This is a genomic window from Pantoea vagans, assembly GCF_001506165.1.
GTDB classification, from domain to species: Bacteria; Pseudomonadota; Gammaproteobacteria; order Enterobacterales; family Enterobacteriaceae; genus Pantoea; species Pantoea vagans_C.
In genome coordinates this window covers 1,236,832-1,261,452 of the sequence record NZ_CP011427.1, presented here as the reverse complement: position 1 = coordinate 1,261,452, position 24,621 = coordinate 1,236,832, and the positions used below count along the sequence as shown (strand labels likewise).

Genomic DNA, 24,621 nt, shown 5'->3' with positions numbered 1-24,621 from the left:
GCATTACGCGGGTAAATCCCGTCCACAAGCATTAGCTGCACAAGCAGGAATCTGCATTCCAGTGTGATCGCTAGCACGCTAAACGCTTAATGCGTATGATGAAGCGCGATGAAAACAGGAGCCTGACATGCCCGCCGTGTTAACTGCTTGCTGGCACTATTTGCGTGCCTTTGTGATTATTTATGCCGCGCTGTATGCCGGAAATGGTGTTGCTGCCCTACTCCCGATCACCATTCCGGGGAGCATCATTGGCATGCTCTTGCTGTTCAGCTTGCTGGCGCTGCAAATCCTGCCGGTTGAGTGGGTCAAACCTGGCTGCTATCTGTTGATCCGCTATATGGCGCTGCTGTTCGTCCCCATCAGCGTGGGCGTAATGGGTTACACTGATATTCTCAGTGCCCAATTTGGGCCCATTGTGGTTTCCTGCTTTGTCAGTACGTTTTTGGTGCTGTTGATTGTCGGCATCAGCGCCGAGCGTCTGCAACGTCCGCAGGAGCAGCCGCATGACTGACGCATGGTGGTCGCTACCGCTTACGCTGGTGGCTTATCTGTTAGCGCGCAAGCTGGCAGCGAAAATCAATATTTCCATCATCAACCCGTTGCTGGTGGCGATGGCGATAGTGATTCCCATTCTGCTGCTCACGCATATCCCCTATACGCGCTATTTCGCCGGCAGTGCATTCCTGAATCAGTTACTGCAACCGGCGGTGGTGGCGCTGGCCTTGCCGCTGTATGAGCAGATGCATCAAATCCGCGCGCGCTGGAAAACCATCATCAGCGTGTGTTTTATCGGTAGCATCACTGCGATGGTATCAGGCACCGCTATCGCGTTGTGGATGGGGGCTACGCCAGAAATTGCCGCCACCATCATGCCGAAATCGGTCACCACGCCAATTGCCATGGCGGTGTCTGGCTCGCTGCACGGCATCCCGGCCATCAGTGCTATCTGCGTGCTGATTGCCGGGGTACTGGGTGCGGTGTTCGGCCATATGTTGCTTAATCTGTTTAACGTGCGCAGCAAATCTTCACGCGGATTGGCGATTGGCAATGCATCCCACGCGTTAGGCACCGCACGTGCAGCGGAGATCGATTATCAGGAAGGGGCGTTTAGTTCTCTGGCGTTAGTGATTTGCGGCATCATTACTTCGCTACTGGCACCATTTCTTTTTCCGTTGCTGATACACTGGTTTGGCTAAAACTTTGCGAGAGATCTCGCAAAGTTGAAACAACTGAATCAGCTTACATTGTCATAGCGACATAGATCACATATAACCCCTCAGACGGCGCATCGCCGTTAACGCGTTTATGAGGTCATCACATCATGCATCCACGATTTACTGCTGCTTTTACTGCCCTGCCCGCTTCGTTACAAGCGGCGATCCAACCGCTGCTGGATTCGGTTGATTTTCAGGGCGTACTCCGCCCGCAAGATGTGGCGCACCTGAAGCAGGAAACCGGTCTGGATGAGGATGCGCTGGCGTTGGCGCTGCTGCCGATTGCTGCATGCTGTGCAGTCGCCACCGTGTCTAACTTTAACGTGGGGGCGATTTCGCGCGGTGTCAGCGGTCACTGGTACTTTGGTGCCAATATGGAGTTTGAGCACGCTCCACTGCAACAAACCGTTCATGCGGAACAAAGCGCCATCACCCACGCCTGGCTGCGCGGTGAAGAAAAGCTGGATGCCATCACCGTTAACTACACGCCTTGCGGCCACTGCCGTCAGTTTATGAATGAACTGAATAGCGGTACGGCTATCCGCATTAGTTTACCCGGTCGCGCTATCAGCACGCTGGGTGATTATCTGCCTGATGCCTTTGGCCCGGCAGATTTAAACATTACCGAGCGCCTGCTGACGCCAATCGATCACGGCTTTAAAGTCGAGGGAGATGCGCTGCAGCAAGCCGCGATTGAGGCGGCCAATCACAGCCACGCCCCCTACAGCCAGAGTTTTAGCGGTGTTGCACTGCGCAGCCAAAGCGGCAAGATTTATCGTGGCCAATATGCCGAGAATGCGGCTTTTAACCCGAGTTTGCCGCCATTGCAGGCCGCGCTGATTATGATGAACATGAGCAATGAGGCACTTGATAGCGTGCAACAGGCGGTACTGGCCGAATGTCAGGGTAGTACATTGAGCCAACTTGATGCCACGCGATCGACGCTTGCGGCCTTGGGCTGTGAAGATTTCTCACTTACTTTAGTTTCGAAAACATCAGTTTAGTGATCCTTTTACCGCTTTTGTGACCTGCTGTTAACAAAAGCTGTACATCTGCAGGAAAACTCATAGGATCGGGCGCCAGATCCACTTCACATTGAACAGGACTGGCGTTACCTTTTCCCGTGAGCGTCAGAAAACACTGCAACCGGAGCAAACACTGCATGGAACTCGACTACGAAAGTAAACGCCCGCTGTATATTCCTTATGCGGGTCCGATCCTGCTGGAATTTCCGCTGCTGAATAAAGGCAGCGCATTCACCCTGGAAGAACGTAACGAATTCAACCTCAACGGCCTACTCCCTGAAGCCGTTGAAACCATCGAAGAGCAGGCCGAACGCGCCTGGCGTCAGTTCCTGGATTTCAAAAACAATAACGACAAGCACGTCTATCTGCGTAACATCCAGGACACCAACGAAACCCTGTTCTACCGTCTGCTCGACAATCATCTGGAAGAGATGATGCCGATTATCTACACCCCAACAGTCGGCGCGGCCTGTGAACACTTCTCAGAAATCTATCGTCGCGCACGCGGTGTTTTCATCTCGTATAACAACCGCGACCGGATTGAAGACATGCTGCAGAACGCCACCAAGCAGAACGTAAAAGTGATTGTGGTCACCGATGGCGAACGTATTCTGGGTCTGGGTGACCTGGGTATCGGCGGCATGGGCATTCCCATCGGTAAGCTGTCACTGTATACCGCCTGTGGTGGGATCAGCCCGGCCTACACCCTGCCTGTGGTGCTGGATGTCGGTACCAATAACCAGCAGTTGCTGAACGACCCGTTGTATATGGGCTGGCGTCATCCGCGCATCACCGGCGAAGAGTACGAAGCCTTTGTTGATGAGTTCATCCAGGCGGTAAAACGCCGCTGGCCGAACGTGCTGTTGCAGTTTGAAGACTTCGCGCAGAAAAATGCCATGCCGCTGCTGGAACGCTATCGCGATGAAGTTTGCTGCTTTAATGATGACATTCAAGGCACCGCTGCCGTTACCGTGGGCACCTTGATCGCCGCCAGCCGTGCAGCCGGTAGCCGCCTGTGTGAGCAGAAAGTGGTGTTCCTCGGTGCAGGTTCCGCCGGCTGTGGTATCGCCGAGCAGATCATTGCGCAGATGAAGTCTGAAGGACTCAGCGACGACGAAGCCCGTTCACGCGTGATGATGGTGGATCGCTTTGGCCTGCTGACCGACAAACTACCAAACCTGCTCGATTTCCAGAGCAAACTGGTGCAGAAGAGCGACAATCTGCAGGATTGGGATGTGACCAGCGATTCGATTTCGCTGCTGGATGTGGTGCGCAACGCCAAGCCGGATATCTTAATCGGCGTATCTGGCCAGCCGGGGCTGTTCACGGAGGAGATCATCCGTGAGATGCACAAGCACACCAAGCGTCCAATTGTGATGCCGTTGTCTAACCCGACCTCTCGTGTCGAAGCCACCCCGGCAGATATCATCGCCTGGACCGATGGCGAAGCGCTGGTCGCCACGGGCAGCCCCTTTGCGCCGGTGACCTGGAAAGGCAAAACCTATCCGATTGCCCAGTGTAACAACTCCTATATTTTCCCTGGCATTGGTTTGGGCGTGATTGCGGCGGGTGCAACACGCATCACCGACTCCATGCTGATGACCGCCAGTCGTGCACTGGCTGACTGCTCACCGCTGGTGAATGACGGTGAAGGTCCAGTACTGCCAGAGCTTAAACACATTCAGGGCGTGTCAAAACTGATCGCCATGGAAGTGGGCAAAGCGGCGCAACTGGCCGGTGTGGCTGTGGTGACGTCAGAAGATGTGCTGTCAAAAGCCGTGAATAACAACTTCTGGCTGCCGCAGTATCGTCACTATCGCCGTACCTCGATCTGATAAGGCAGCGCAGCCGGGAAATCAGTACCGGCTGCGCTTAAAAAAACACCAGCCAATCGGCGTTAACTTGCTTACTGTCCCCGCCTCAAGTAGCCTTTATACCCTTCATACTTCGAGTTGCAGGCGCGTTGGCTACATGCATTCACCTCAGTCACTTACTTCAGTAAGCTCCTGAGGATTCATGCACTTGCCGCCTTCCTGCAACTCGAATTATTTTGGGTATAGCCATCCGATTTTTCACCAACCGAGTGCTTACGCGCATGATTAAACGCGTTTTCTTTGGTCTGTTTTTCATCATCTTATTGATGGTGGCGACCGCGCTCGGCCTGGATCGCTGGATCAGCTGGAAAACCGCTCCCTTTATTTACGAAGATGTCACCTCTTTGCCGCATCGTCAGGTCGGTGTGGTCTTAGGTACCGCCAAGTATTACCGCACCGGTGTGATTAATCAGTATTATCTCTATCGCATTCAAGGTGCGCTTAACGCCTATAACAGTGGCAAGGTGAACTATCTGCTGTTGAGCGGTGATAATGCGCAGCAAAGCTATAACGAACCGATGACCATGCGCCGCGATCTGATAAAAGCGGGTGTCGATCCCTCGGATATCGTGCTGGATTATGCCGGCTTCCGTACGCTGGATTCGATCGTGCGCACGCGCAAAGTGTTCGATACCAACGACTTCATCATTATTACTCAGCGCTTCCACTGCGAGCGCGCGCTGTTTATTGCCCAGCACCTGGGTATTCAGGCGCAGTGTTATGCCGTCCCGTCACCTAAAAATATGCTGTCAGTGCGTTTCCGCGAGGTCGGGGCACGTTTAGGGGCGCTGGCAGATTTGTACCTGATGAAACGTGAGCCACGCTTCCTCGGGCCGCTGGTGCCGATTCCAGCCGTGCATGAAGTGCCAGAAGATGCGCAGAGTTATCCAGCGGTGACGCCTGAGCAACTTCTGGATCTGGAAGAGAAGTTGCAGAAGTGAACGTGCTGATTCAGTGAAGGTAAAAAAAGGCCGCGATGTTCGCGGCCTTTTGCTGTGATGTTGCTGCGTGTCGGTCTTATTTTTTACGTGCGTACTTCAGTGAATCCAGTGCTACCGCGAAGATAATGATGCCGCCCTTGATGATGTACTGCCAGTAAGGGTTAACGCCGATATAGGTCAAGCCGTAGTTGATTACGGTAAAGATGATCACACCGGTCACCACGCCAGCCACCGTGCCCACACCACCGGCAAACGACACGCCGCCGACCACACAGGCCGCGATCGCATCCAGTTCATACATAAAGCCGAGGTTGTTGGTGGCGCTGCCGATACGACCCGCTTCCAACATCCCGCCGAAGGCATAGAACACACCGGACAGGGCATACACCAGAATCAGGTTTAACGGGACGTTAACGCCAGAAACACGTGCTGCTTCCGGGTTGCCGCCGATAGCAAAGATGTTCTTACCGAAGCGCGTTTTGTTCCACAAAATCCACACGAAGATGATAGCGATAATCGCGTAGAAGGTGATGAACGACAGCTTAAAGTCACCAAAGCGCAAGAAGCCCTGTGCGAAGTTGGAGAAACCTGAATCAAAACCGGCAACCGGTGAAGCGCCCACAAAGTCGTAGTACAGCGAGTTAATACCGTAAACGATGATCATGGTGCCCAGTGTGGTGATAAACGGCGTCACCTTCAGGTAAGCAATGATCACGCCGTTCACCAGGCCAATCACACCCCCGATGATGCACACGGTCAGAATAACCAGTGGAATCGGAACGGTATCCAGATGTGGGAATACCTTGTTGGCGTTGTCCATCGATTGCAGCAACGTGGCGGCTACTACCGCGGCCAGGCCAACCTGACGCCCCGCTGACAGGTCGGTACCCTGCGTAACAATCAATCCGGCAACGCCCAGCGCAATAATAATACGCACTGAGGATTGGGTCAGAATGTTACTCAGGTTCATTAAACTTAAAAATGTCGGATCCTGGAAAATAATAATCGCCAGCAGTACCAACAGGACAACGTAAATGCCGCCCTCTTTTAACCAGGTTAGCGCATTCTTTTTAGTAGTCGCTTTCATGTTAAAGCCCTTGCTTCATTAAAGGTGTAATGACGCTAAACGCAGGATTTCATTCTGCGAGGTCGTTTTGGTCTCGACAATGCCCGCTACCAGGCCATTACTCATCACTAAAATACGGTCGGTAATACCCAACAACTCTGGCATTTCAGAAGAGATAATAATGATGCCTTTCTCTTTCTTCGCCAATTCTGAAATAAGCTGGTAAATTTCGAATTTCGCCCCAACGTCAATACCGCGCGTCGGCTCATCAAGCATCAAAATTTCCGGCTGAGTTAATAACCAGCGACCAATGATGACCTTCTGTTGGTTACCGCCGGAAAGCGAACCAATTTGCGTATGATGACCCGGCGTTTTAACACGCATCGAATCAATCACCCATTGGGTATCACTTTTCATCCGTTTGTTATCAAGCAGCCCCATACTGGATTTATACTTTTTAATATTGGAAATAAGCGAGTTAAAGCCAATATCAAGATATGCATAAATACCGGTTGAGCGGCGCTCTTCCGTCACCAGCGCAAAACCATGGTTAATGGCTTCATTGGCGCTGTGATTATTAATCACTTTGCCGTGCAGCTTAATCGTGCCGCCCGACTTCTCGCGAATACCAAACAAGGTTTCCACGATATCGGTTCGTTTCGCGCCGACCAGCCCCGCAATCCCCAAAATCTCGCCTTTACGCAGGTCGAAGGAGATATCGCGAATCGATGGCTGGCGCAGCGAGGTTAAATGACGCACCTCAAGAATGGTTTCCCCCGGCACGTTGGTTTTGTCCGGAAAACGCTGGTTCAGTGAGCGACCCACCATCATGGCGATGATCTTATCCATATCCAGCCCTTCCAGCGGCTGGGTGGCGATCCACTGCCCATCACGTAAGATGGTAATCTCATCGCACAGTTGGAAAATTTCTTCCATTTTGTGCGAGATATACACAATGCCGCAGCCGCGATCTTTCAGCTTACGGATAATCGTAAATAAGTGGTTAACTTCTTTTTCGGTCAGCGACGACGTTGGCTCATCCATGATGACGATTTTCGCGTCATAGGAGAATGCCTTGGCAATTTCAATCATCTGCATTTGTGAAACAGACAGATTGGCGACTTTATCGCGCGGATCGATATCAATATCTAATTCGTCAAAGATCGCTTTGGTATCGCGATACATTTTATCCTGATCGACAAACACACCTTTGCGCGGATAGCGGCCAAGCCACATGTTATCCATCACGTTGCGTTGTAATACCAGGTTTAATTCCTGATGCACCATTGAGACGCCGTTTTCCAGCGCTTCTTTGGAACTCTTGTAATCAATTTCTTCACCCTGAAACAGGATGCTCCCCGTATCCTTTTTATAAATCCCAAACAGGCATTTTAATAATGTGGATTTCCCGGCGCCGTTTTCGCCCATTAAGGCATGGACAGAGTGCGGCCGCACTTTTAAATTCACATTATCTAAGGCTTTCACCCCTGGAAATGATTTCGAGACATTCGTCATCTCCAGCAGATATTCACGCTGTGTGGTCGGATTCTCACTGGCCATAATTTACCTGGCTAAATAAAACGTGGGTCAGATGCAATAAGGCGCGGCAAACCTGCCGCGCCCAGGACGGATTACTTCACAAACTGAGACAGGTTTTCTTTATCTACTGGTACGTAAGGAACACGTACAATTTTGTTTTCCATCTTGAAGGTAGTACCCGCAGTTGGCTCTTTGCCATCGGCCAGGTTCTTCGCGATATCAATGGTGGCTTTCGCCTGGTTTTCAGCATCGTTCAGTACGGTACCTGCCATCGCGCCAGATTTCACCAACGCCAGTGCTTCTGGCAGGGCATCCACACCAAACACCGGAATGTTGGTTTTGTTGTGGGCTTTCAGCGCTTCAACTGCACCCATGGCCATCGCATCGTTGTTAGCGATGATTACTTCAATTTTGTTGCCGTTCGGGCCAGACAGCCACGCATCAACTTTGTCTTTTGCCTGTGCGGTATCCCACATCGCGGTATCCATCGCCAGCTGCTGCGTTTTCAGACCATCGGTGTTCAGCGTCTCGATCACGTATTTAGTACGTGCTTCGGCATCTGGGTGGCCGGGTTCGCCTTTCAGCAACGCAAATTGAATCTGGCCATCTTTGTTCAGATCCCAGGCTGGTGTCGCTTTCCAGTGTTTCTCGATCAGCTTAGCCTGGATGATGCCAGACTCTTTAGAATCGGTGCCCACGTAGTAGGCTTTAGGATAGCTGGCCAGCACTTTAGCGTTAGGTTCTTTGTTGAAGAACACCACTGGCACGTCGTTGGCTTTCGCTTTGTCGATTACTACAGCCGCAGCTGCAGGGTCAACCAGGTTGATAGCCAGCGCTTTCACGCCTTTGGCCATCAACACGTCGATCTGGTCGTTCTGAGTAGACTGGCTGTTCTGCGAGTCATTCATCAGCAACTGAATGCCACCCAGTTTTTTGGCTTCGCTGTCGATGTCCTTGCGAACCATAGACATAAAGTTGTCGTCGTATTTATAAATGGTCACGCCAATGCGGGTATCGGCGGCGTGCGCAGTTGCACCAAACATCATGCTGGCAACCAGTGCTGTGAGCGTGAAAACCTTCTTATTCATGGTATCTCCGGTTTTTTATGTAGGGCATATCATCGCGCTGTGCTGCCTGCGGGCAACCAACGCAGTCGGTTCAAACTCATTTATGGGGCGGACGCGTAACGCAAAGCCGGGCCACCATCGCAATCCTGACTTCCCTGTACGTAAACGCTTCCTGAAGAGTGTTGTGAACTATTTCAATCGGCTACTGAAACCTGACCGGAGAAGGAAAACCCGGCGTTACATGATGTTTCAGTCCGGTAAGACGCTGCCATCATAGTGAGCGCCATGTTAATTAACTGTGAATGTAATCACAGATTGGAAACGGTTACACTGCGCTATCGCCTGAATTAGTGACCGACTCCACAATTTGCCGCTGGGCAACCGAATGGCGACGAACCACCGTAGGCATAAAGCAGTGGGTAGATTCGGGATCCAGCTCTCCGGCGGCGCCTTTCAACGCCAGCTCAGTCGCAAGTTTTGCCATAGAAACAATAGGATAGCGAACCGTGGTCAGTTGCGGATCGGTATAGCGCGAGATGGGAATATCATCAAAACCAATCACCGAAAAGTGCTGCGGCACCTGAATGCCATTGTCTTTTAACGCAGTCAGTGCCCCCGCCGCCATGCCGTCACAGTAAGAAAATACTGCGGTTAAATGCAGGTTACGGCCCAGTAACTCAACCATAGCCGCTTCCCCGCCTTGCATGTCGGGTTCACCCTGGGCAATCCATGACTCCTGCGGACGAATCCCCTGCTCTGACAAGGCCTGCAGCCAGCCTTCGCGCCGCTGTGTCACGTCTTCGATGGGATGGCTGGAGCTGAGATAACCGATGCGTTGATGCCCCTGTTGTAACAACATGCGCGTTGCCATCAGCGATCCTGTTACATTATCAAGGCAGACACAGCGGTGCTCATAGCCGGGAATAGTTCGGTTTATCAATACCATACCCGGAACCTGATCCATAAAACCGGTCAATTCTGCGTCTGAAAGCGTTTTCGCGTGCACCACTAAGGCGTTACAGCGCTGGCGGATTAACACTTCAATGGCATGGCGTTCTTTCTCTTCCTGATGCCAGGAGTTGCTAATTAACACGTGTTTGTGCACACGCTGTGCCACGGTATCTACCGCTTTGACCAGCGCGCCAAAGAAAGGGTCGGAGACATCCATCACCACGACACCGATGGTGTCGCTGACTTGAGTGGCTAAGGCTTGCGCGTTGGCGTTGGGGCGATATCCCAGTGATTCCACGGCCTGAATCACAGCTTCACGGGTATCGGGGGTGACTGCACTGCTGTTATTGAGCACACGCGACACGGTGGCTACTGACACACCGGCCTGACGGGCGACATCTCGGATCGTTATCATGCAGCTGTTCCACAGAGGAAGAAAATGCGCGACTGGCGCGTAACGGCGCTATTCTGTCAGGGCATTTTGTTCCGCTGCGTGAATTACGTCACACGGATGAAAACGGTTACATACAAATCTGCAACCTTTGTGATGAACGTCATTATCTGATGCGGGGATAATTCTCGGGTTTTCCTGCGGCGAGTCGCGTTAACTTGCGCCATATCCACTCCATTGGCCCCTGAGGGAAATAGCGTAACCACAACACCGAGAACAGGATATTGACCAGCCATACCGCAGGCACCAGCGCCAGCAGGTGCAAGCGATCGAACTTCAGGAACAGGTTAAAGCGATAGAATAAGGTGGTGCAGATCAGGGTCTGTAACAGGTAATTGCTCAGCGCCATGCGGCCGACACACTGAATAGCATGACTGATTCGCGTATGACCGATTTGCGGCCAGAAACCAAAGCACAGTGCGGCATACCCGAGGCTGACAAATGGGCTGGCCAGATCGCGCGGCAGTTGCAGTAAGAAACCACTCCAGCGAAATTCCCAATTCAGCAGCCACTGCGCCACAATGCCAGGAATGGCGATCAGCCAGCCAATGGTCAGCAACAACGCGGCCGAACGGCGATAATGCTGAACGCTAAACTCCCCTTTCAGCCAACCGCTGCGCATTAACGCGGCGCCAATCAACATCAATCCCGCCAATTGCCAGCCATACTGTGCCGCCAGGGCCATCAGGCTGGAAGAGAGGTGATCAAAGCGATTCTGCACCGCTTCCCATCCACCGATCAGCTTCCAGTAGCTTTCATACTCGATATCTGCGGCACCCGGTAACCATGAACGGCCCGGTTCAGTGCTGGAGATGCCCCAAAACACCAGCAGCACGCCGCACCCCATCAAATAGAGCAGCGTTCCCGTTTGCAACAGTGCCTTATCCGAGGGAACTTCGCGCAGCATGCGCCAGATAATCAGCCCGATCAGACCGTAGTCGAGCAGGATGTCGCCTTCCCAGAAGAAGATGGCATGAATAAACCCCAGCAAAACTAACAATGACAGGCGCGCCGATATCCAGCGACTGCCACGCGGTATTTGCAACGAGAGGCCCGCACCAAACAGCAAAGCAAACAGCGTCAGAAATTTCAGCTGCGCCAGGCCATCCATGATCGCCCATGTCCAGGCATCAGACAGCGAGAGACTCCCCCGCCACGCCGGGTTGAGATAAGCCGCCGAGGGCAAGCCAAAACCGACGATATTGAGCAGCAGAATGCCGAGAATGGCGCAACCACGAATGAAATCCAGCGCGAGATAGCGTTGCATCGAGTGCCCTGAAGAGAGGTGAAAACGGGCGGCAATGTGCCGCCCAAAGGAATTAGCTATGACGTACCGCGCGCAGGAACTCCTGACGCGTGTTCTGGCTGGACTTGAACAAGCCACCCAATGATGTGGTGGTGGTGGCGCTGGTGGCATCTTTCACGCCGCGCGCTTTCACACAGTAGTGCACCGCATCAATGGAAACCGCGACATTGTTAGTACCCAGCAGGGTTTGCAGCGCCACCAGCACCTGTTGAGTCAGGCGCTCTTGCACCTGCGGACGCTGAGCAAAGAACTGCACAATACGGTTGATTTTCGACAGGCCAATCACCTTCTCTTTCGGGATATAAGCAACGGTGGCTTTACCATCGATGATCACGAAATGGTGTTCACAGGTACTGGTCAGGGTAATGTCGCGCACGGTGACCATTTCATCGACCTTCATCTTATTTTCGATGACGGTGATTTTCGGGAAATTGGCGTAATCCAGCCCTGAGAAAATTTCATCCACATACATCTTAGCGATGCGATGCGGGGTCTCCATCAGACTGTCGTCTTCCAGATCCAGATTCAACAGCTGCATGATTTGGGTCATATGACCGGCGATTTCACGCTTACGGGCTTCGTCATCCATCTCGCGCACCGGGGCGCGTAAAGGCGTTTCCAGACCACGCGCCAACAGCGCTTCGTGAACCAGGGCGGCTTCCTGACTTAAGGTGCTCATCGTACTCTTTCTCCGGCAGGTGATGCGCCCGCAGGTCTTAGCCTACGGGGGAATTTCTGAGCGCGTATTGTGAAACACAACGCGCGCTTAATCCAGCAATCAATCCGATTGGAGATGAAAGCTTTTCATGGTGTCGAACGACGTAACACCAGCAGGCCAGCCACGATCAGACCTGCTCCGGCCACCCACAATGCCGGGTCGAGCCGATGCCACAACAGGCTGGAAATCCATGAGAGTAGCGGCCCGCCCAACTGCCCCACCGCGTAACCGGTGGTCAGTAGTCCTGCCAGATAGCGCGCATGATGCGGTGCCAGTTCCCGGCCATATTGCAGTGCAAGCTGCACCACACACAGGAAGCCGCCGCCCACCAACAAAGCACCGATTAACAAGCCGTTCAGGCCGGGCATCACGATGGTGGCGATGACGCCCAGCGCCTGCGCCCACAGCACGAGTGCAAGGCGTACATGGCTACTGCCCCAACGCCGCGTCAGAATGCCCAGCACGATACCGATGACCGCCGCGCCACCAAACACAGGCCAGACAAATTGCGCTAATGCGCTATCCGGGAAGCGGGCTGCCGTCATTTGCGAAAGGAAGGTCGCGGGCAAAATGTAGCCAAATCCCGCCAGGCTATAGCTCAATACCAGACGCTTCAGATTGCCATTCAGTACCAAGGGTGCAGGTGCCTGATCGGGGCGATGTAACTGACCGGTGCGCGGCAGGAAGCGGGCAATAGCGGCAATCAACAGCAGCGCCAGCAGACCGTAAGCGGCCCACGCAAAGGTGGCACTCGCGCCACTGGCATGCAGCGCAACGGCCAACATACCGCTGATAAAGATGCCGGTGCCAGGCCCGGCAAACACTGCAGCCGAAAGGCCTGATCGCCCATGATGCAACAGTTGTTCGTTGCTCCATGCGGCAACCAGCACCATCGCCCAACCGCTGGCACAGCCTATCAGGAAGCGGATCAGGCCGTGCAACCAGGGGCCGCTGACACAGGCAGAGAGCAGCGTCAGAATCACCGCCCCCCAAACACCCGCCTGCAAACGCCACTCGACGCGTTGACGCGCGCGCATGGCATCAAAAGAGCCAAACAGATATCCCAGATAGTTGAGCGCCGCCACCAGACTGGCGCTGGTCAAGGTCAGTTGATGATCCTGGATCATTAACGGCACCTGCGGCGTGAATGCAAACCGCCCAATACCCATCGCAACCACTAAACTTAAAAACGCGCTAAGCGCGACACGAAACGCCATTCTGACCTCAGTTGATGATCTTTTTACACTTGTCAGCAGCATGCATGACGTTTACACTCACGAAAAGTGAATAATATTAACTAAGTTGTTTACGAGAAGAGAATATGGATTTAGTACAACTCCGCATGTTCTGTTCTGTGGCCGAGACCGGTTCGCTGGCACGCGCCGCAGAATTACTGCATCGCGTGCCCTCAAATCTCACAACACGTCTGCGCCAGTTGGAAGAAGAGATTGGCGTTGATCTGTTTATCCGTGAGAAACAACGTATCCGCCTGTCGCCAATGGGGCACAATTTTCTTAACTACGCCCAGCGTATTCTGAGTCTGAGTGATGAGGCGCTGAATATGGCGCGCGCCGGAGAACCGGGTGGCAACTTTGCTTTCGGTTCCATGGAAAGTACGGCAGCCACGCGCTTGCCCGCCCTGCTGGCGGCCTATCATCAACGATTTCCCACGGTGGCGCTATCGCTGGTGACCGGTACTTCGGGCGATATCATCGATAAAGTGCGCGCTGGCACGCTGGCAGCCGCATTAGTGGATGGTCCAGCTACCCATGATGACCTCAATGGCTGCATTGCCTTCCGCGAAGAAATGGTGCTGATCACCAGTCTCGATCACGGACCGATTCACAACGCGCGTGACACGCAGAACGACACGCTGTTTGCTTTTGGCAATAGCTGCTCCTACCGCACCAAACTGGAGTCCTGGTATCGCGAGAGCCAGACTTCACCGAATAGCGTGATGGAGATTCAGTCCTATCACGCCATGGTGGCCTGCGTAGCGGCTGGCGGCGGCGTAGCGATGATCCCCGCGTCGGTACTGGCGCAAATGCCAGCGCGCGCACGCGTGCAGGAACATATCTTGCCACCCGCGTATCGCGACACCGCCACCTGGCTGATGTGGCGCCGCGATGCCTTCACGCCGAACGTCGAAGCGCTGAAGTATCTGATTATTGAAATGTTTGACGACCGCCCGCTCAACGACGAATTGCTGCATCCGCTGCAGACCGCTGAGTGAGTTTTATTAATTTTGAATCACGACACTCATAGGAAGAAAGATCGCATGAACATGATTAAAACCCGTGCCGCCGTTGCCTGGGCAGCTGGCGAACCGCTGAAAATTGAAGAAGTGGATCTGATGCCACCGCAAAAAGGCGAAGTGCTGGTGCGCATCGTGGCGACTGGCGTATGCCACACCGATGCTTACACCCTGTCAGGCAAGGATCCTGAAGGCGTGTTCCCGGCGATCCTCGGTCACGAAGGCGGCGGAGTGGTGGAAGCCGTGGGCGAAGGCGTCACCAGCGTGGCGGTCGGCGATCACGTGATCCCGCTTTACACGCCAGAGTGTGGCAAATGTAAGTTCTGTCTCTCAGGCAAAACCAACCTGTGTCAGGCGATTCGCTCGACGCAAGGTAAGGGTCTGATGCCCGACGGCACCACGCGCTTCTTTAAAGACGGTCAGCCGATCTTCCACTACATGGGGACGTCAACCTTCTCTGAGTACACTGTGGTACCTGAAATCTCACTGGCAAAAATCAGCAAAGAAGCGCCACTGGAAGAAGTGTGCCTGCTGGGTTGCGGTGTCACCACCGGCATGGGGGCGGTAATGAACACCGCCAAAGTGAAAGAAGGCGATACCGTCGCGATCTTCGGCTTAGGCGGCATCGGTTTGTCCGCGATCATTGGCGCGAAAATGGCGAAAGCCGGTCGCATCATCGGTATCGACCTGAACACCAGCAAATTCGATCTGGCGCGCAAACTGGGTGCCACCGATCTGATTAACCCGAAAGACTACGATAAGCCGATTCAGGATGTGATTGTTGAGCTGACCGATGGCGGCGTGGATTTCTCCTTTGAATGTATCGGTAACGTCAACGTGATGCGTTCAGCACTCGAGTGCTGTCACAAAGGTTGGGGCGAATCCGTGATTATTGGCGTGGCCGGTGCAGGTGAAGAGATTTCAACCCGTCCGTTCCAGTTAGTGACCGGTCGCGTATGGCGTGGTTCGGCGTTTGGTGGCGTGAAAGGCCGCACCCAGTTGCCTGGCATCGTGCAGGATTACCTTGATGGCAAGTTTGCACTGAATGACTTCATCACGCACACCATGCCGCTGGAAGAGATTAACGACGCCTTTGACCTGATGCATGAAGGGAAATCGATTCGTTCGGTGGTGCATTTCAACAAGTAATCAGGAGACGTTATGCCATCCACTTTGGAACTGTTGGAAGAGCACCGCATTTTTGGCGGCTGGCAGCAGCGCTGGCGTCATCAGTCAGCCGTGTTGAACTGCCCGATGACCTTCAGCATCTTCTTGCCACCGCCGCAGGATGATGCGCCACCGCCAGTGGTGTGGTTTCTCGCGGGGCTGACCTGCACTGACGAGAATTTCACCACCAAAGCCGGTGCGCAGCGCGTTGCCGCTGAGCTGGGTTTGGTGCTGATTATGCCGGACACCAGCCCACGCGGTGATGAGGTCGCCAACGACAGCGGTTACGATCTCGGCCAGGGCGCGGGCTTCTACCTGAATGCCACGCAGCAGCCTTGGGCTGCTCACTACCGCATGTTTGATTATCTCAGTGCGGAGTTACCTGCGCTGGTCGCCGATAACTTCAAGCTCAGCGATCGTCAATCGGTGATGGGACATTCGATGGGAGGACATGGCGCGCTGGTACTGGCGCTACGTCTCGGTGGACGTTTTGCTTCGGCATCGGCGTTTGCGCCTATCGTTAACCCGACGGAAGTGCCATGGGGACAAAAAGCGTTCAGCGCCTATTTGGGTGAGGATCGCCAGACCTGGCGTGAATGGGATAGCTGCCTGTTAATGCGTGAAATGGAACAGCGTTTGCCGATCTTAATCGACCAAGGGGATAGCGATCAGTTCCTGGCAGATCAGCTCCGTCCGGATCGTCTGGAAGCTGTGGCACGTGAGCAAGGTTTTCCGCTGGAGCTGCGTGTGCAGCCGGGTTACGACCACAGCTATTTCTTCATCGCCAGCTTTGTTGAAGACCACCTGCGCTTCCACGCGAAGCATTTGTTGGTGTAATGCCTTCAGGAGCGTGCCCACGCACGCTCCTGAATTCAGGCGGCCTAGAGGGCGCACCGTACCGAATCAGACGCTATTCATGTCTTGCAACGGTTAGACCAGCGACTCCGCCACCAGCCCATCAATCATCACTTGCGGCATACCTTGCGAGCAGTGCTCAATACGGCCGCGCACACCATATACCTGTGCCAGTGTTTCTGGCGTGATCACCTGTGACGGCTCACCGTCCGCCAGCAATCCGCCATCTTTCAACATCAAAGCATGATCGGCATGACGCAGCGCGATGTTGATATCATGTACCACCACTACAGTGACGATATTGCGCAGGCGCGTTTCGCGGCGCACTAAGTCCATGACGTGGAACTGATAGTTTAAATCGAGCGCGCTTAAGGGTTCATCCAGCAGCAGTAGTTCCGGGCGACGAATCAGCGATTGCGCCAGGCCAACCAGCTGCTTTTGCCCACCGGAGAGCTGATCGAGATAGCGCATCGCCAGATGCGAGATCCCCAGCTGTTCCAGCAGATGCATGATCTCCGCTTCGCTGGAGGCGCTGTGTAAACCGCCGGACGCACGCTGTGCCACGATAATCGATTCCAGCACATGCAGATGCACGCCGGCTGGCAGACTCTGCGGCAGATACACCACGCGCTGTGCACGACGTGCAAACGGCTGCGACATCAACTCTTCGCCATTTAGCCACAGTTCGCCCTGCCCTTTGCTTAAGCCCGCCAATGCGCGCAACAGCGTCGACTTACCACAACCATTAGGACCAAGCAGCACGGTGATTTTGCCGCGCGGCAGTTCGGGTACATTGAGGTCTTCAATGACTTTCCGCTTCGGATAACCGGCGTAGAAATGGCTGAGACGTAATCCTTGTTCCATTACACCGTCCCCCGATGACGCAGAATAATACTCAGGAAGAACGGCACACCGACCAGCGAGGTCACGATGCCGACAGGAATGATCACGCCTGGGATCAGGTTCTTAGACGCCACCGAAGCCAGCGACAAGACTAATGCCCCGACCAGTGCACTGGCTGGCAGATAATAGCGGTGATCTTCACCAAACATCATGCGCGCGATATGCGGCGCCACCAGACCGATAAAACCAATCGGTCCGACAAAAGCCACGGCTAAAGCAGAAAGGATACTGATGCGCAATAAGGTGGCGAGGCGCAAACGGCGCACATCAATACCAAAACTGACCGCGCGATCTTCGCCCAGGCGCAGCGCGGTGAGTTTCCAACTGCTGAGCATCGAGAACGGAATCAAAATGGCAAACGCAGCGGTCAACACACCGAGTTTTTCCCAAGAGGCACGCGCCAGGCTGCCCATGGTCCAGAACACCAGGCCTTGCAGGGTATCTTCACTGGCGATGAACTGCATCATGGAAACCAGCGCATTGAAGGTGAACACCAGGGCGATACCAAACAGCACCACGCCCGAAGTAGACACTTTGGTCCAGCGCGTCACGCCATCCAGCATTAACGCGGCAAACAGCGCGAAAACAAAGGCATTGGCTGAGATAAACCACTGATCCGGCACACCGGGAATACCGATGCCCAGAATGATTGCCAAAGCCGCACCGAACGCCGCTGCAGAAGAGACGCCAAGCGTAAAGGGGCTCGCCAGCGGGTTGTTCAGGATGGTTTGCATCTCAGCACCCGCCAAGCCCAATGAGAAGCCGACCACCACTGCCATCAAGGCATACGGCAAGCGAATGTCCCAGACGATAACGCGCGTGCCAGCATCCACCGCATCGGGGTGCGTCAGCGTTTGCCATAAGGTATCAAGGGAGAGCCCGGCCGGGCCAAGGGTGAAATCAAGGATGACTGAAGCCAGTATCGCCAGCACCAGTACACCAATCAGCATCAGGCGCTGTCGCAATACCTGACGATAACGCGTCATGGTATCGGTTTGATGGCCATTATCGGCCAGCAGCGCGGAGTCCGTGGTCTGCATTGTTCTACCTGTTTCTTGTCGAAATCATAACGGCAGCCACAATAGTGCAGGTGATAATAATTATCAATTATAACTGTGTTACAAAGCCCAAAAGGATTTGTGCGGGTGAGAATGCGCGATGAATCGCGCCGCTACAGCTGGTTGCACACGAAAGTAGCGGCGCGATTCATCGCGCGTTTAAAACATCACTCTTTAAACGTTGGGAATTCCATTTCGCTGTACTTCACGAAACGTGAGCCGCGTGCCAGCTTGTAACCCAACCAAATCAGCAGGAACAATGGAATGCCGATGTAGGTGGCTGCCACGCCGTACCAGTCGATACGATCTGTCAAAAATGCCTGATAGTTCTGCCCCAGCGTGATGATCAAACACAGCACGAAGGCAAAAATCGGGCCGAGCGGGAAGAAACCTGAGCGATACGGCAGATCGGCAAGGTTAAGTCCCTGCGCCACATAGCCCCGACGGAAACGATAGTGGCTAATGGCAATGCCCAACCAGGCGATAAAACCTGTCATGCCGGAGGTATTCAGCAGCCACAAATAGACTTCCTGATTACCGAACTTCGAGCTGAGGAAACACAGCCCCGCCACAACAGTGGTCGCAACCAGCGCATTACGCGGCACACCGCCTTTAGACAGTTTGGCAAAGATGCGGGGGGCCTTACCTTCTTGCGCCAGGTTAAACAACATGCGCGTTGAGGCATACATCCCGGAGTTACCGGCTGACAGTACGGCCGTCAGAATAACCGCGTTCATCACTGCCGCAGCTGACAGCAAACCGGCATTCTGGAACACCAATGTGAACGGGCTGATGGCGATGTCAGTTACATCGTTGTGCAGCAGCTTCGGATCGGTATACGGCAGAATCAGGCTAATGATGAGAATCGCGAAGATATAGAACAACAGAATACGCCAGAACACCTGACGCACCGCGCGAGGGATGTTTTTCGCCGGGTCCTGCGATTCACCCGCCGCAATACCAATCAGTTCGGTTCCCTGGAACGAGAAACCGACGATCATCGCCACGCCAATCATCGCAGCAAAGCCGCCAGCAAAAGGTGCATCGCCAACGGTCCAGTTGTGCCAGCCGGCATTTTCTGCACCGCGCATGATGCCCACGATCATCAGTACGCCAACCACGATAAAGATGATCACGGTCGCGACTTTGATTAACGAGAACCAATATTCCGCTTCGCCGAAGCCTTTTACTGAGATGTAGTTAAGCAGGAACATCAGGCCGAGGAACAGTGCGCTCCAGATCCAGCCGGGTGTATCCGGGAACCAGTAGTTCATCACTAACTGCGAGGCCACCAAATCCACGGCAATGGTCACTGCCCAGTTGTACCAGTAGTTCCAGCCCAGCGCGAAGCCAAAACCTTCTTCGACGTATTTAGAGCCGTAGGTGGCGAAAGAGCCTGAAACCGGCATAAACGCCGCCAGTTCACCAAGGCTGGTCATCAGGAAGTAAACCATCAGGCCGATGAGCGCGTAGGAGAGTAACGCACCGCCGGGACCTGCCTGAGAGATGGTGGCACCCGAGGCGACAAACAGGCCGGTGCCGATGGAACCGCCAATGGCGATCATAGTGAGATGACGCGCTTTTAATTCACGGCGCAATCCAGGTTGTTGTGTTGTTTTTGAGTCATTATGCATGTGTAAACGCTATGCTGGATAAAAATAAGGCGCGATTGTAGCAGCTAACCCCAAGCTGTATAGCATTCACGTCGGGTTATTAGTTACCTTCATAATCGCCGCGAAATTATTAGCCAGCCGCGTCCAGCAGGCCGCGATCACTCGCGGCAATAAGAGAGAAAACGACTCAATGCTTTCGACAGATGTTTCTGCCGATGATGGATGCGATAAAGCGTGCGCGTCAGGCGTGGCAAGGGCACAACCACTTCCACTAAGGTGCCCGCGTCCAGCAAATCACTGATCACGCGACGCGATAAACAACTGATACCCATGCCGTGTCGCACCGCATGTTTAATCGCCTCAGAGTTGCCCAACTCCATACCGAGTTGAAACTGTGGCAGATGGGACAGCAGCAAGTAATCGACGATTTCACGGGTGCCCGACCCCCGTTCACGCAAAATCCACGGCGCTGCGGCCAGGGTTTCCAGGGTGATCGGCTGCTGAAGAATCTCGGCATCCGGGGCAGCAAATACCACCAGTTCATCTTCGAGCCAGGCTTCGCTGACGATGTCCGGTTCATGGCATGGTCCTTCGATCAGGCCGATATCCACGCGAAAATCCGCCACGGCATTGATGGCGTCCTGACTGTTCCCCACGCTGAGTTCCAGCGGCAAGGTGGGAAAATCGCGGCGATAGGCGGCGATCATCCCCGGCAGCAGATAATTGCCGATGGTGCTGCTGGCAAACAAACGAATCGCGCCATTATCTTCTTTAAACAGTTGCTCGATCTCACCGGCCTGCTCCAGCAACCCGACCGCCCGCGGATAAAGCAGACGTCCATGCTCGTTCAGGACTAATCGTTTACCGACGCGATCAAAGAGTTGCACGCCAAGCTGATTTTCAAGATCGGCCAGCGCCGCACTGACGGCTGACTGCGACAATGACAATACCTGTGACGCCTGGGTGGTCGAACCGCTTTTGAGCACTTCTGTAAAGACTTCAATCTGACGCAGCGTAATGTGCATGCGCCCTCCTCACATTGCGTATCGCTTCACAAGATAAACCACCACCGCCAGCCAGATCAGCACCGTCAGGCCAAATCCGGCCCAACTGACGATTTTCTTGCCGCGCGCGCGCTGCACCTCCGCTCGCTCCGCACTGCTAATGCGGATTTCACGTGGTAATAAGCGCAGCAGGATAATGACGCCAAGCGGGACAATGATGGCGTCATCCAGTAGACCGATGATGGGAATGAAATCAGGGATGAGGTCGATAGGGCTGAGTGCATACGCCACAATGCCAAACGCCATTAGCTTAAACCACCATGGCGTACGCGGGTCGCGGCAGGCAAACCACAGTGTTAACACATCACGTTTGATCAGCCGTGCCCAGCGGCGCAAGCGCATGAACATCCCATCGTCCCTTATTACTTATTCTGGTTGGTGATAAATATATTACCAATTTTACGTTTAAACCAGCCAGATTGCAGGGCGACTAGGATTTCATGCCAATCAACTCTTCCAGAGCGGTGTCGCAGGCGGTGAATTCATCGGTGATGGTACGGATGAGCCAGTCTTGATAGCCGAAGTTTTCTCGACGTGAGTAAAGGCATTCCGAGCGATATAACTTTTTCGGCTCACTGTGATTCACGCCATAGCGGTAAAAATGCACCAGTGAGTTATCGGTTTCGGGAACGGCCAGGGTGAACCCGACGGTGCCGTTTCCATTATAAAAAAGGGTAATATCTTTGCGCTTACCTAAAGTTATTTTATGGATAACATTGAGATTTTCATGCTGTAAAGCGGTATCAAAGGTACTTCGATAGGCTGTTTTCATAGTTATAGTTAAAAAAAACTGATTTGTGAAACTATAGTTAACTTGCAAAATCTTGCACCTGCCAATTTTGGTAGGTGTTTCATTGTGCCGTTTTTCTGTCAGGGGCTACTGCAAGATGTTATGGCGCTATCGCATCCGCTATGATGTTCCCTTTGCAGCAGCAATCGCCCAACCAGGAGAGCGGCATGAAATATATCGGCGCACACGTCAGTGCATCAGGCGGCGTAGACCAGGCAGTTATCCGTGCCCATGAACTCGAAGCCACAGCCTTCGCGCTGTTCACCAAGAACCAGCGCCAATGGAAAGCCGCGCCGCTGTCAGGTGAAGTCATCGATGCCTTCAAAACGGCCTGCGAGCAGTATCACTTCACCTCAGCGCAGATTCTGCCGCATGACAGCTATCTGATTAACCTTGGCCATCCGGTGATGGATGCGCTGGAAAAATCGCGGGATGCGTTCCTGGATGAGATGCAGCGTGCGGAGCAACTTGGGCTGACGCTGCTGAATTTCCATCCCGGTAGCCATCTGCAACAGATTGAAGAAGATGCCTGCCTTAAGCGCATCGCCGAATCGATCAATATTGCGCTGGATAAGACAAACAATGTGGTGGCGGTGATCGAGAATACTGCCGGTCAGGGAAGCAACCTTGGCTTCCGCTTTGAACATCTCGCCGCCATTATTGAGCACGTAGAAGATAAATCACGTGTCGGTGTCTGTATCGATACCTGCCATGCTTTCGCCGGGGGTTACGACCTGCGTACCGAAGAGGATTGTGTGGCGACCTTTGCCGAGTTTGAGCGCATTGTCGGCTTCCAGTATCTGCGTGGCATGCACCTGAATGATGCCAAAAGCACGCTCGGCAGCCGGGTCGACCGCCACCACAGTTTGGGTGAAGGCAACATAGGCAAGACAGTCTTTAGCTGGCTGATGAAGGATAAGCGTTTCGACGGCATTCCGATGATTCTGGAAACCATTAATCCGGATATCTGGAAAGATGAGATTGCGTGGTTGAAGTCGGAACAGCAGGGTTAAAATGATAGCGGCGCAATAAATGCGCCGCTAAGTGATGTACCTGGTTTTGAGATTAAGCTGCTTTCGCCAGCTCTTCTTCTGGACGTTTCAGCACTGCGTAGCCGAGGCCCGCCACGGCGGTACCGATGATGATTGCCATCAGGTAACCCAACACCGGCGTAATCGCCCCCGGAATCAGCAGCACGAACAGACCACCGTGTGGTGCCATCAGTTTCGCGCCAATCGCCATGGAAATCGCACCAGTCACTGCGCCACCCACGATGCAGCACGGCAGTACACGCATTGGGTCACGGGCGGCAAACGGAATCGCACCTTCTGAGATGAAGCACAAACCGAGTACCAGTGCCGCTTTTCCGCCTTCCTGCTGACCTTTGTTGAACTTACGACGTGCAACAATCGTCGCCAGGCCCATCGCCAGCGGTGGCACCATACCGGCCGCCATAATCGCTGCCATCGGTGCATAGGTTTGCGAACTCAGCAGGCCAACACCAAAGGCGTAAGCCACTTTGTTCACCGGACCGCCCATATCGGTACACATCATGCCACCGAGAATAGCGCCGAGCAGAACCGCGTTGGCGGTGCCCATGTTTGCCAGCCAGTGGGTCAGGCCGCTCATAATACCCGCAACCGGTTTGCCGACCACGTAGATCATCAGCAAGCCGGTGATCAAACTCGCGACCAGCGGAATGATCAAGATTGGTTTCAGCGCTTCCATACTTTGTGGCAGTTTGACCTTACTGCTCAGCATCTTCGCGGCATAACCCGCAATGAAACCGGCAATGATACCGCCAAGGAAGCCCGCATTGATGCTGGTGGCGATCATACCGCCAATCAAACCCGGCGTCAGACCAGGACGATCCGCAATCGAGAAAGCAATAAAGCCCGCCAGCACTGGCACCATCAACGCAAACGCGCTGCCGCCACCGATTTGCATCAAGGCTGCGGCTAACGTGCCCTGCTCTTTAAACGCCGTGATACCAAAGGCGAAGGAGAGCGCAATGCTCAAGCCGCCCGCGACGACCATTGGCAGCATGTATGACACACCCGTCAACAGGTGACGATAGGCACCGGCTTTCTCTTTGCTGTCACTCTGCGTACTCGCCGCCTGATTGCCGCTCGGCTGATAGGTTTTGGCTTCAGCCTGCGCTTTATCCAGTTCTTGCGCGGTCTTTTTCAATGCCAGGCTGGTCGAGGTGCGATACATCGGCTTACCGGCGAATTTCGCCAGATCAACGTCAATATCGGCTGCTACGATCACCAGATCGGCCGCGGCCACTTCTTCCGGTGTAATGGCATTGCCTGCACCGACAGAACCGCGGGTTTCCACTTTCACCCACCAGCCACGTTTGGTGGCTTCGGCCTGAATCGCCTCTGCGGCCATAAAGGTGTGCGCCACGCCGGTTGGGCAAGCGGTAACAGCAACGATGCGTTTCTGCCCGCTGCTCTGCACGGTTGCCGGTGCGGTTGTCACAGCCGCCGATTGCCATACCTGCGCGCTCGCCTTGGCCTGATTAATTGCCGCCAGCGGATCACGCAGCGCCTGCTGGACATCCACCAGGGCCACAGATTTCCCCGCCAGCCCTGCATCATTTGGCACGTTTTGGCCAGCCACCAGCACCAGCTCAGCGTCGGCCACGTTATCGGTCAGGGTCAGGTCCGCCTGAGCAGCGGTAGCCCGCAGGCGTTCTAAAGCCAAGTGTCCTGATGCCAGTCCCAGTGAAGAATCTTTTATCAGCAGCGTTTTCATTATCG

Annotated in this window: 23 protein-coding genes; 9 read left to right on the top strand and 14 right to left on the bottom strand. The window is 54.0% G+C overall.

What is annotated here, in order from left to right; all coding sequences use genetic code 11:
• Positions 1-127 precede the first annotated feature (127 nt).
• The 5 genes from LK04_RS05880 to sanA all read left to right on the top strand — a co-directional run bounded on the left by LK04_RS05880 (position 128) and on the right by sanA (position 5,054).
• Positions 128-511: a CidA/LrgA family protein gene (locus LK04_RS05880; protein WP_039333789.1), complete on the top strand. Its 384-nt coding sequence runs from the start codon at positions 128-130 to the stop codon at positions 509-511.
• Complete coding sequence (locus tag LK04_RS05875; RefSeq protein ID WP_039333787.1) at positions 504-1,196, top strand: CidB/LrgB family autolysis modulator; 693 nt, start codon at positions 504-506, stop codon at positions 1,194-1,196. The genes LK04_RS05880 and LK04_RS05875 overlap by 8 nt, the downstream gene beginning before the upstream one ends.
• A 125-nt stretch (positions 1,197-1,321) precedes the next feature.
• Positions 1,322-2,218: a cytidine deaminase gene (gene cdd / locus LK04_RS05870; RefSeq protein WP_039333785.1), complete on the top strand. Its 897-nt coding sequence runs from the start codon at positions 1,322-1,324 to the stop codon at positions 2,216-2,218.
• 158 nt (positions 2,219-2,376) lie between these two features.
• Entirely contained in the window at positions 2,377-4,074 is a 1,698-nt protein-coding gene (locus LK04_RS05865) for an NAD-dependent malic enzyme (protein ID WP_039333784.1), read from the top strand.
• A gap of 260 nt (positions 4,075-4,334) precedes the next feature.
• On the top strand, positions 4,335-5,054 hold the full coding sequence (sanA, locus tag LK04_RS05860) for an outer membrane permeability protein SanA (protein WP_039333783.1): 720 nt from the start codon (positions 4,335-4,337) through the stop codon (positions 5,052-5,054).
• A gap of 76 nt (positions 5,055-5,130) precedes the next feature.
• On the opposite strand, the gene mglC is transcribed toward sanA, so the two are convergent.
• From mglC to LK04_RS05825, 7 genes are all read right to left on the bottom strand, one after another.
• Positions 5,131-6,141 (bottom strand): galactose/methyl galactoside ABC transporter permease MglC, encoded by a 1,011-nt coding sequence (mglC, locus tag LK04_RS05855; RefSeq protein ID WP_039333782.1) that lies wholly within the window; start codon positions 6,139-6,141, stop codon positions 5,131-5,133.
• A gap of 18 nt (positions 6,142-6,159) precedes the next feature.
• Positions 6,160-7,680 carry a galactose/methyl galactoside ABC transporter ATP-binding protein MglA gene (gene mglA, locus LK04_RS05850; protein ID WP_039333781.1) on the bottom strand — a complete coding sequence of 507 codons (1,521 nt, stop codon included), beginning with the start codon at positions 7,678-7,680 and terminating at the stop codon, positions 6,160-6,162.
• Between the two features lie 71 nt (positions 7,681-7,751).
• Positions 7,752-8,747, bottom strand: coding sequence for a galactose/glucose ABC transporter substrate-binding protein MglB (gene mglB, locus LK04_RS05845; RefSeq protein WP_039333780.1), 996 nt, complete (start codon positions 8,745-8,747; stop codon positions 7,752-7,754).
• A gap of 304 nt (positions 8,748-9,051) precedes the next feature.
• Complete coding sequence (gene galS / locus LK04_RS05840; protein WP_039333779.1) at positions 9,052-10,092, bottom strand: HTH-type transcriptional regulator GalS; 1,041 nt, start codon at positions 10,090-10,092, stop codon at positions 9,052-9,054.
• A 142-nt stretch (positions 10,093-10,234) separates the two neighbouring features.
• Complete coding sequence (yeiB, locus tag LK04_RS05835) at positions 10,235-11,395, bottom strand: DUF418 domain-containing protein YeiB (protein WP_039333778.1); 1,161 nt, start codon at positions 11,393-11,395, stop codon at positions 10,235-10,237.
• 52 nt (positions 11,396-11,447) lie between these two features.
• Positions 11,448-12,113, bottom strand: a complete 666-nt coding sequence (gene folE / locus LK04_RS05830) for a GTP cyclohydrolase I FolE (protein ID WP_039333777.1) — start codon at positions 12,111-12,113, stop codon at positions 11,448-11,450.
• A gap of 125 nt (positions 12,114-12,238) precedes the next feature.
• Positions 12,239-13,369, bottom strand: coding sequence for a YbfB/YjiJ family MFS transporter (locus tag LK04_RS05825; protein WP_039333776.1), 1,131 nt, complete (start codon positions 13,367-13,369; stop codon positions 12,239-12,241).
• 104 nt (positions 13,370-13,473) lie between these two features.
• Between LK04_RS05825 and ptrR the strand changes: the two genes are divergently transcribed.
• From ptrR to fghA, 3 genes are read left to right on the top strand one after another with little or no spacing between them, the layout of a single operon-like run.
• Entirely contained in the window at positions 13,474-14,385 is a 912-nt protein-coding gene (ptrR, locus tag LK04_RS05820; protein ID WP_039333774.1) for a putrescine utilization regulator PtrR, read from the top strand.
• Positions 14,386-14,430: 45 nt separating this feature from the next.
• Positions 14,431-15,555 (top strand): S-(hydroxymethyl)glutathione dehydrogenase/class III alcohol dehydrogenase, encoded by a 1,125-nt coding sequence (locus tag LK04_RS05815; RefSeq protein WP_039333772.1) that lies wholly within the window; start codon positions 14,431-14,433, stop codon positions 15,553-15,555.
• Positions 15,556-15,567: 12 nt separating this feature from the next.
• Positions 15,568-16,410, top strand: coding sequence for an S-formylglutathione hydrolase (fghA, locus tag LK04_RS05810; protein ID WP_039333770.1), 843 nt, complete (start codon positions 15,568-15,570; stop codon positions 16,408-16,410).
• Between the two features lie 93 nt (positions 16,411-16,503).
• Here fghA and LK04_RS05805 read toward each other — a convergent pair whose 3' ends face one another.
• The 6 genes from LK04_RS05805 to LK04_RS05780 form a co-directional block, all read right to left on the bottom strand.
• A complete protein-coding gene (locus LK04_RS05805; protein ID WP_039333768.1) occupies positions 16,504-17,292 on the bottom strand; it encodes an ABC transporter ATP-binding protein in 789 nt (262 codons plus the stop codon).
• Positions 17,292-18,371, bottom strand: a complete 1,080-nt coding sequence (locus LK04_RS05800; RefSeq protein ID WP_039333766.1) for a FecCD family ABC transporter permease — start codon at positions 18,369-18,371, stop codon at positions 17,292-17,294. The genes LK04_RS05805 and LK04_RS05800 overlap by 1 nt, the downstream gene beginning before the upstream one ends.
• A 185-nt stretch (positions 18,372-18,556) precedes the next feature.
• Complete coding sequence (locus tag LK04_RS05795; RefSeq protein WP_039333764.1) at positions 18,557-20,023, bottom strand: amino acid permease; 1,467 nt, start codon at positions 20,021-20,023, stop codon at positions 18,557-18,559.
• 137 nt (positions 20,024-20,160) lie between these two features.
• The gene (yieE, locus tag LK04_RS05790; protein WP_039333762.1) at positions 20,161-21,027 is read right to left on the bottom strand and encodes a DNA-binding transcriptional regulator YeiE; all 867 of its coding nucleotides are present in this window, start codon (positions 21,025-21,027) and stop codon (positions 20,161-20,163) included.
• Between the two features lie 9 nt (positions 21,028-21,036).
• The gene (locus LK04_RS05785; protein ID WP_052206129.1) at positions 21,037-21,414 is read right to left on the bottom strand and encodes a YkvA family protein; all 378 of its coding nucleotides are present in this window, start codon (positions 21,412-21,414) and stop codon (positions 21,037-21,039) included.
• Between the two features lie 82 nt (positions 21,415-21,496).
• Positions 21,497-21,886 (bottom strand): hypothetical protein, encoded by a 390-nt coding sequence (locus tag LK04_RS05780; protein ID WP_156138074.1) that lies wholly within the window; start codon positions 21,884-21,886, stop codon positions 21,497-21,499.
• A 137-nt stretch (positions 21,887-22,023) separates the two neighbouring features.
• On the opposite strand from LK04_RS05780, the gene nfo reads away from it, so the two are divergent.
• Positions 22,024-22,869 carry a deoxyribonuclease IV gene (gene nfo / locus LK04_RS05775; protein WP_039333758.1) on the top strand — a complete coding sequence of 282 codons (846 nt, stop codon included), beginning with the start codon at positions 22,024-22,026 and terminating at the stop codon, positions 22,867-22,869.
• Between the two features lie 52 nt (positions 22,870-22,921).
• Here nfo and fruA read toward each other — a convergent pair whose 3' ends face one another.
• Positions 22,922-24,616, bottom strand: a complete 1,695-nt coding sequence (gene fruA / locus LK04_RS05770; protein ID WP_039333756.1) for a PTS fructose transporter subunit IIBC — start codon at positions 24,614-24,616, stop codon at positions 22,922-22,924.
• Positions 24,617-24,621: the final 5 nt, after the last annotated feature.

What these genes read in the sequence shown, in the direction of transcription:
- LK04_RS05815 (WP_039333772.1), top strand. Translation starts at nt 14,431, where the DNA reads ATGAACATGATTAAAACCCGTGCCGCCGTTGCCTGGGCAGCTGGCGAA.
- LK04_RS05880 (WP_039333789.1), top strand. Translation starts at nt 128, where the DNA reads ATGCCCGCCGTGTTAACTGCTTGCTGGCACTATTTGCGTGCCTTTGTG.
- galS (WP_039333779.1), bottom strand. Translation starts at nt 10,092, where the DNA reads ATGATAACGATCCGAGATGTCGCCCGTCAGGCCGGTGTGTCAGTAGCC.
- yieE (WP_039333762.1), bottom strand. Translation starts at nt 21,027, where the DNA reads ATGCACATTACGCTGCGTCAGATTGAAGTCTTTACAGAAGTGCTCAAA.
- mglC (WP_039333782.1), bottom strand. Translation starts at nt 6,141, where the DNA reads ATGAAAGCGACTACTAAAAAGAATGCGCTAACCTGGTTAAAAGAGGGC.
- LK04_RS05800 (WP_039333766.1), bottom strand. Translation starts at nt 18,371, where the DNA reads ATGCAGACCACGGACTCCGCGCTGCTGGCCGATAATGGCCATCAAACC.
- ptrR (WP_039333774.1), top strand. Translation starts at nt 13,474, where the DNA reads ATGGATTTAGTACAACTCCGCATGTTCTGTTCTGTGGCCGAGACCGGT.
- mglB (WP_039333780.1), bottom strand. Translation starts at nt 8,747, where the DNA reads ATGAATAAGAAGGTTTTCACGCTCACAGCACTGGTTGCCAGCATGATG.
- LK04_RS05825 (WP_039333776.1), bottom strand. Translation starts at nt 13,369, where the DNA reads ATGGCGTTTCGTGTCGCGCTTAGCGCGTTTTTAAGTTTAGTGGTTGCG.
- yeiB (WP_039333778.1), bottom strand. Translation starts at nt 11,395, where the DNA reads ATGCAACGCTATCTCGCGCTGGATTTCATTCGTGGTTGCGCCATTCTC.
- fghA (WP_039333770.1), top strand. Translation starts at nt 15,568, where the DNA reads ATGCCATCCACTTTGGAACTGTTGGAAGAGCACCGCATTTTTGGCGGC.
- cdd (WP_039333785.1), top strand. Translation starts at nt 1,322, where the DNA reads ATGCATCCACGATTTACTGCTGCTTTTACTGCCCTGCCCGCTTCGTTA.
- folE (WP_039333777.1), bottom strand. Translation starts at nt 12,113, where the DNA reads ATGAGCACCTTAAGTCAGGAAGCCGCCCTGGTTCACGAAGCGCTGTTG.
- mglA (WP_039333781.1), bottom strand. Translation starts at nt 7,680, where the DNA reads ATGGCCAGTGAGAATCCGACCACACAGCGTGAATATCTGCTGGAGATG.
- LK04_RS05785 (WP_052206129.1), bottom strand. Translation starts at nt 21,414, where the DNA reads ATGTTCATGCGCTTGCGCCGCTGGGCACGGCTGATCAAACGTGATGTG.
- fruA (WP_039333756.1), bottom strand. Translation starts at nt 24,616, where the DNA reads ATGAAAACGCTGCTGATAAAAGATTCTTCACTGGGACTGGCATCAGGA.
- LK04_RS05805 (WP_039333768.1), bottom strand. Translation starts at nt 17,292, where the DNA reads ATGGAACAAGGATTACGTCTCAGCCATTTCTACGCCGGTTATCCGAAG.
- LK04_RS05875 (WP_039333787.1), top strand. Translation starts at nt 504, where the DNA reads ATGACTGACGCATGGTGGTCGCTACCGCTTACGCTGGTGGCTTATCTG.
- LK04_RS05865 (WP_039333784.1), top strand. Translation starts at nt 2,377, where the DNA reads ATGGAACTCGACTACGAAAGTAAACGCCCGCTGTATATTCCTTATGCG.
- nfo (WP_039333758.1), top strand. Translation starts at nt 22,024, where the DNA reads ATGAAATATATCGGCGCACACGTCAGTGCATCAGGCGGCGTAGACCAG.
- LK04_RS05795 (WP_039333764.1), bottom strand. Translation starts at nt 20,023, where the DNA reads ATGCATAATGACTCAAAAACAACACAACAACCTGGATTGCGCCGTGAA.
- sanA (WP_039333783.1), top strand. Translation starts at nt 4,335, where the DNA reads ATGATTAAACGCGTTTTCTTTGGTCTGTTTTTCATCATCTTATTGATG.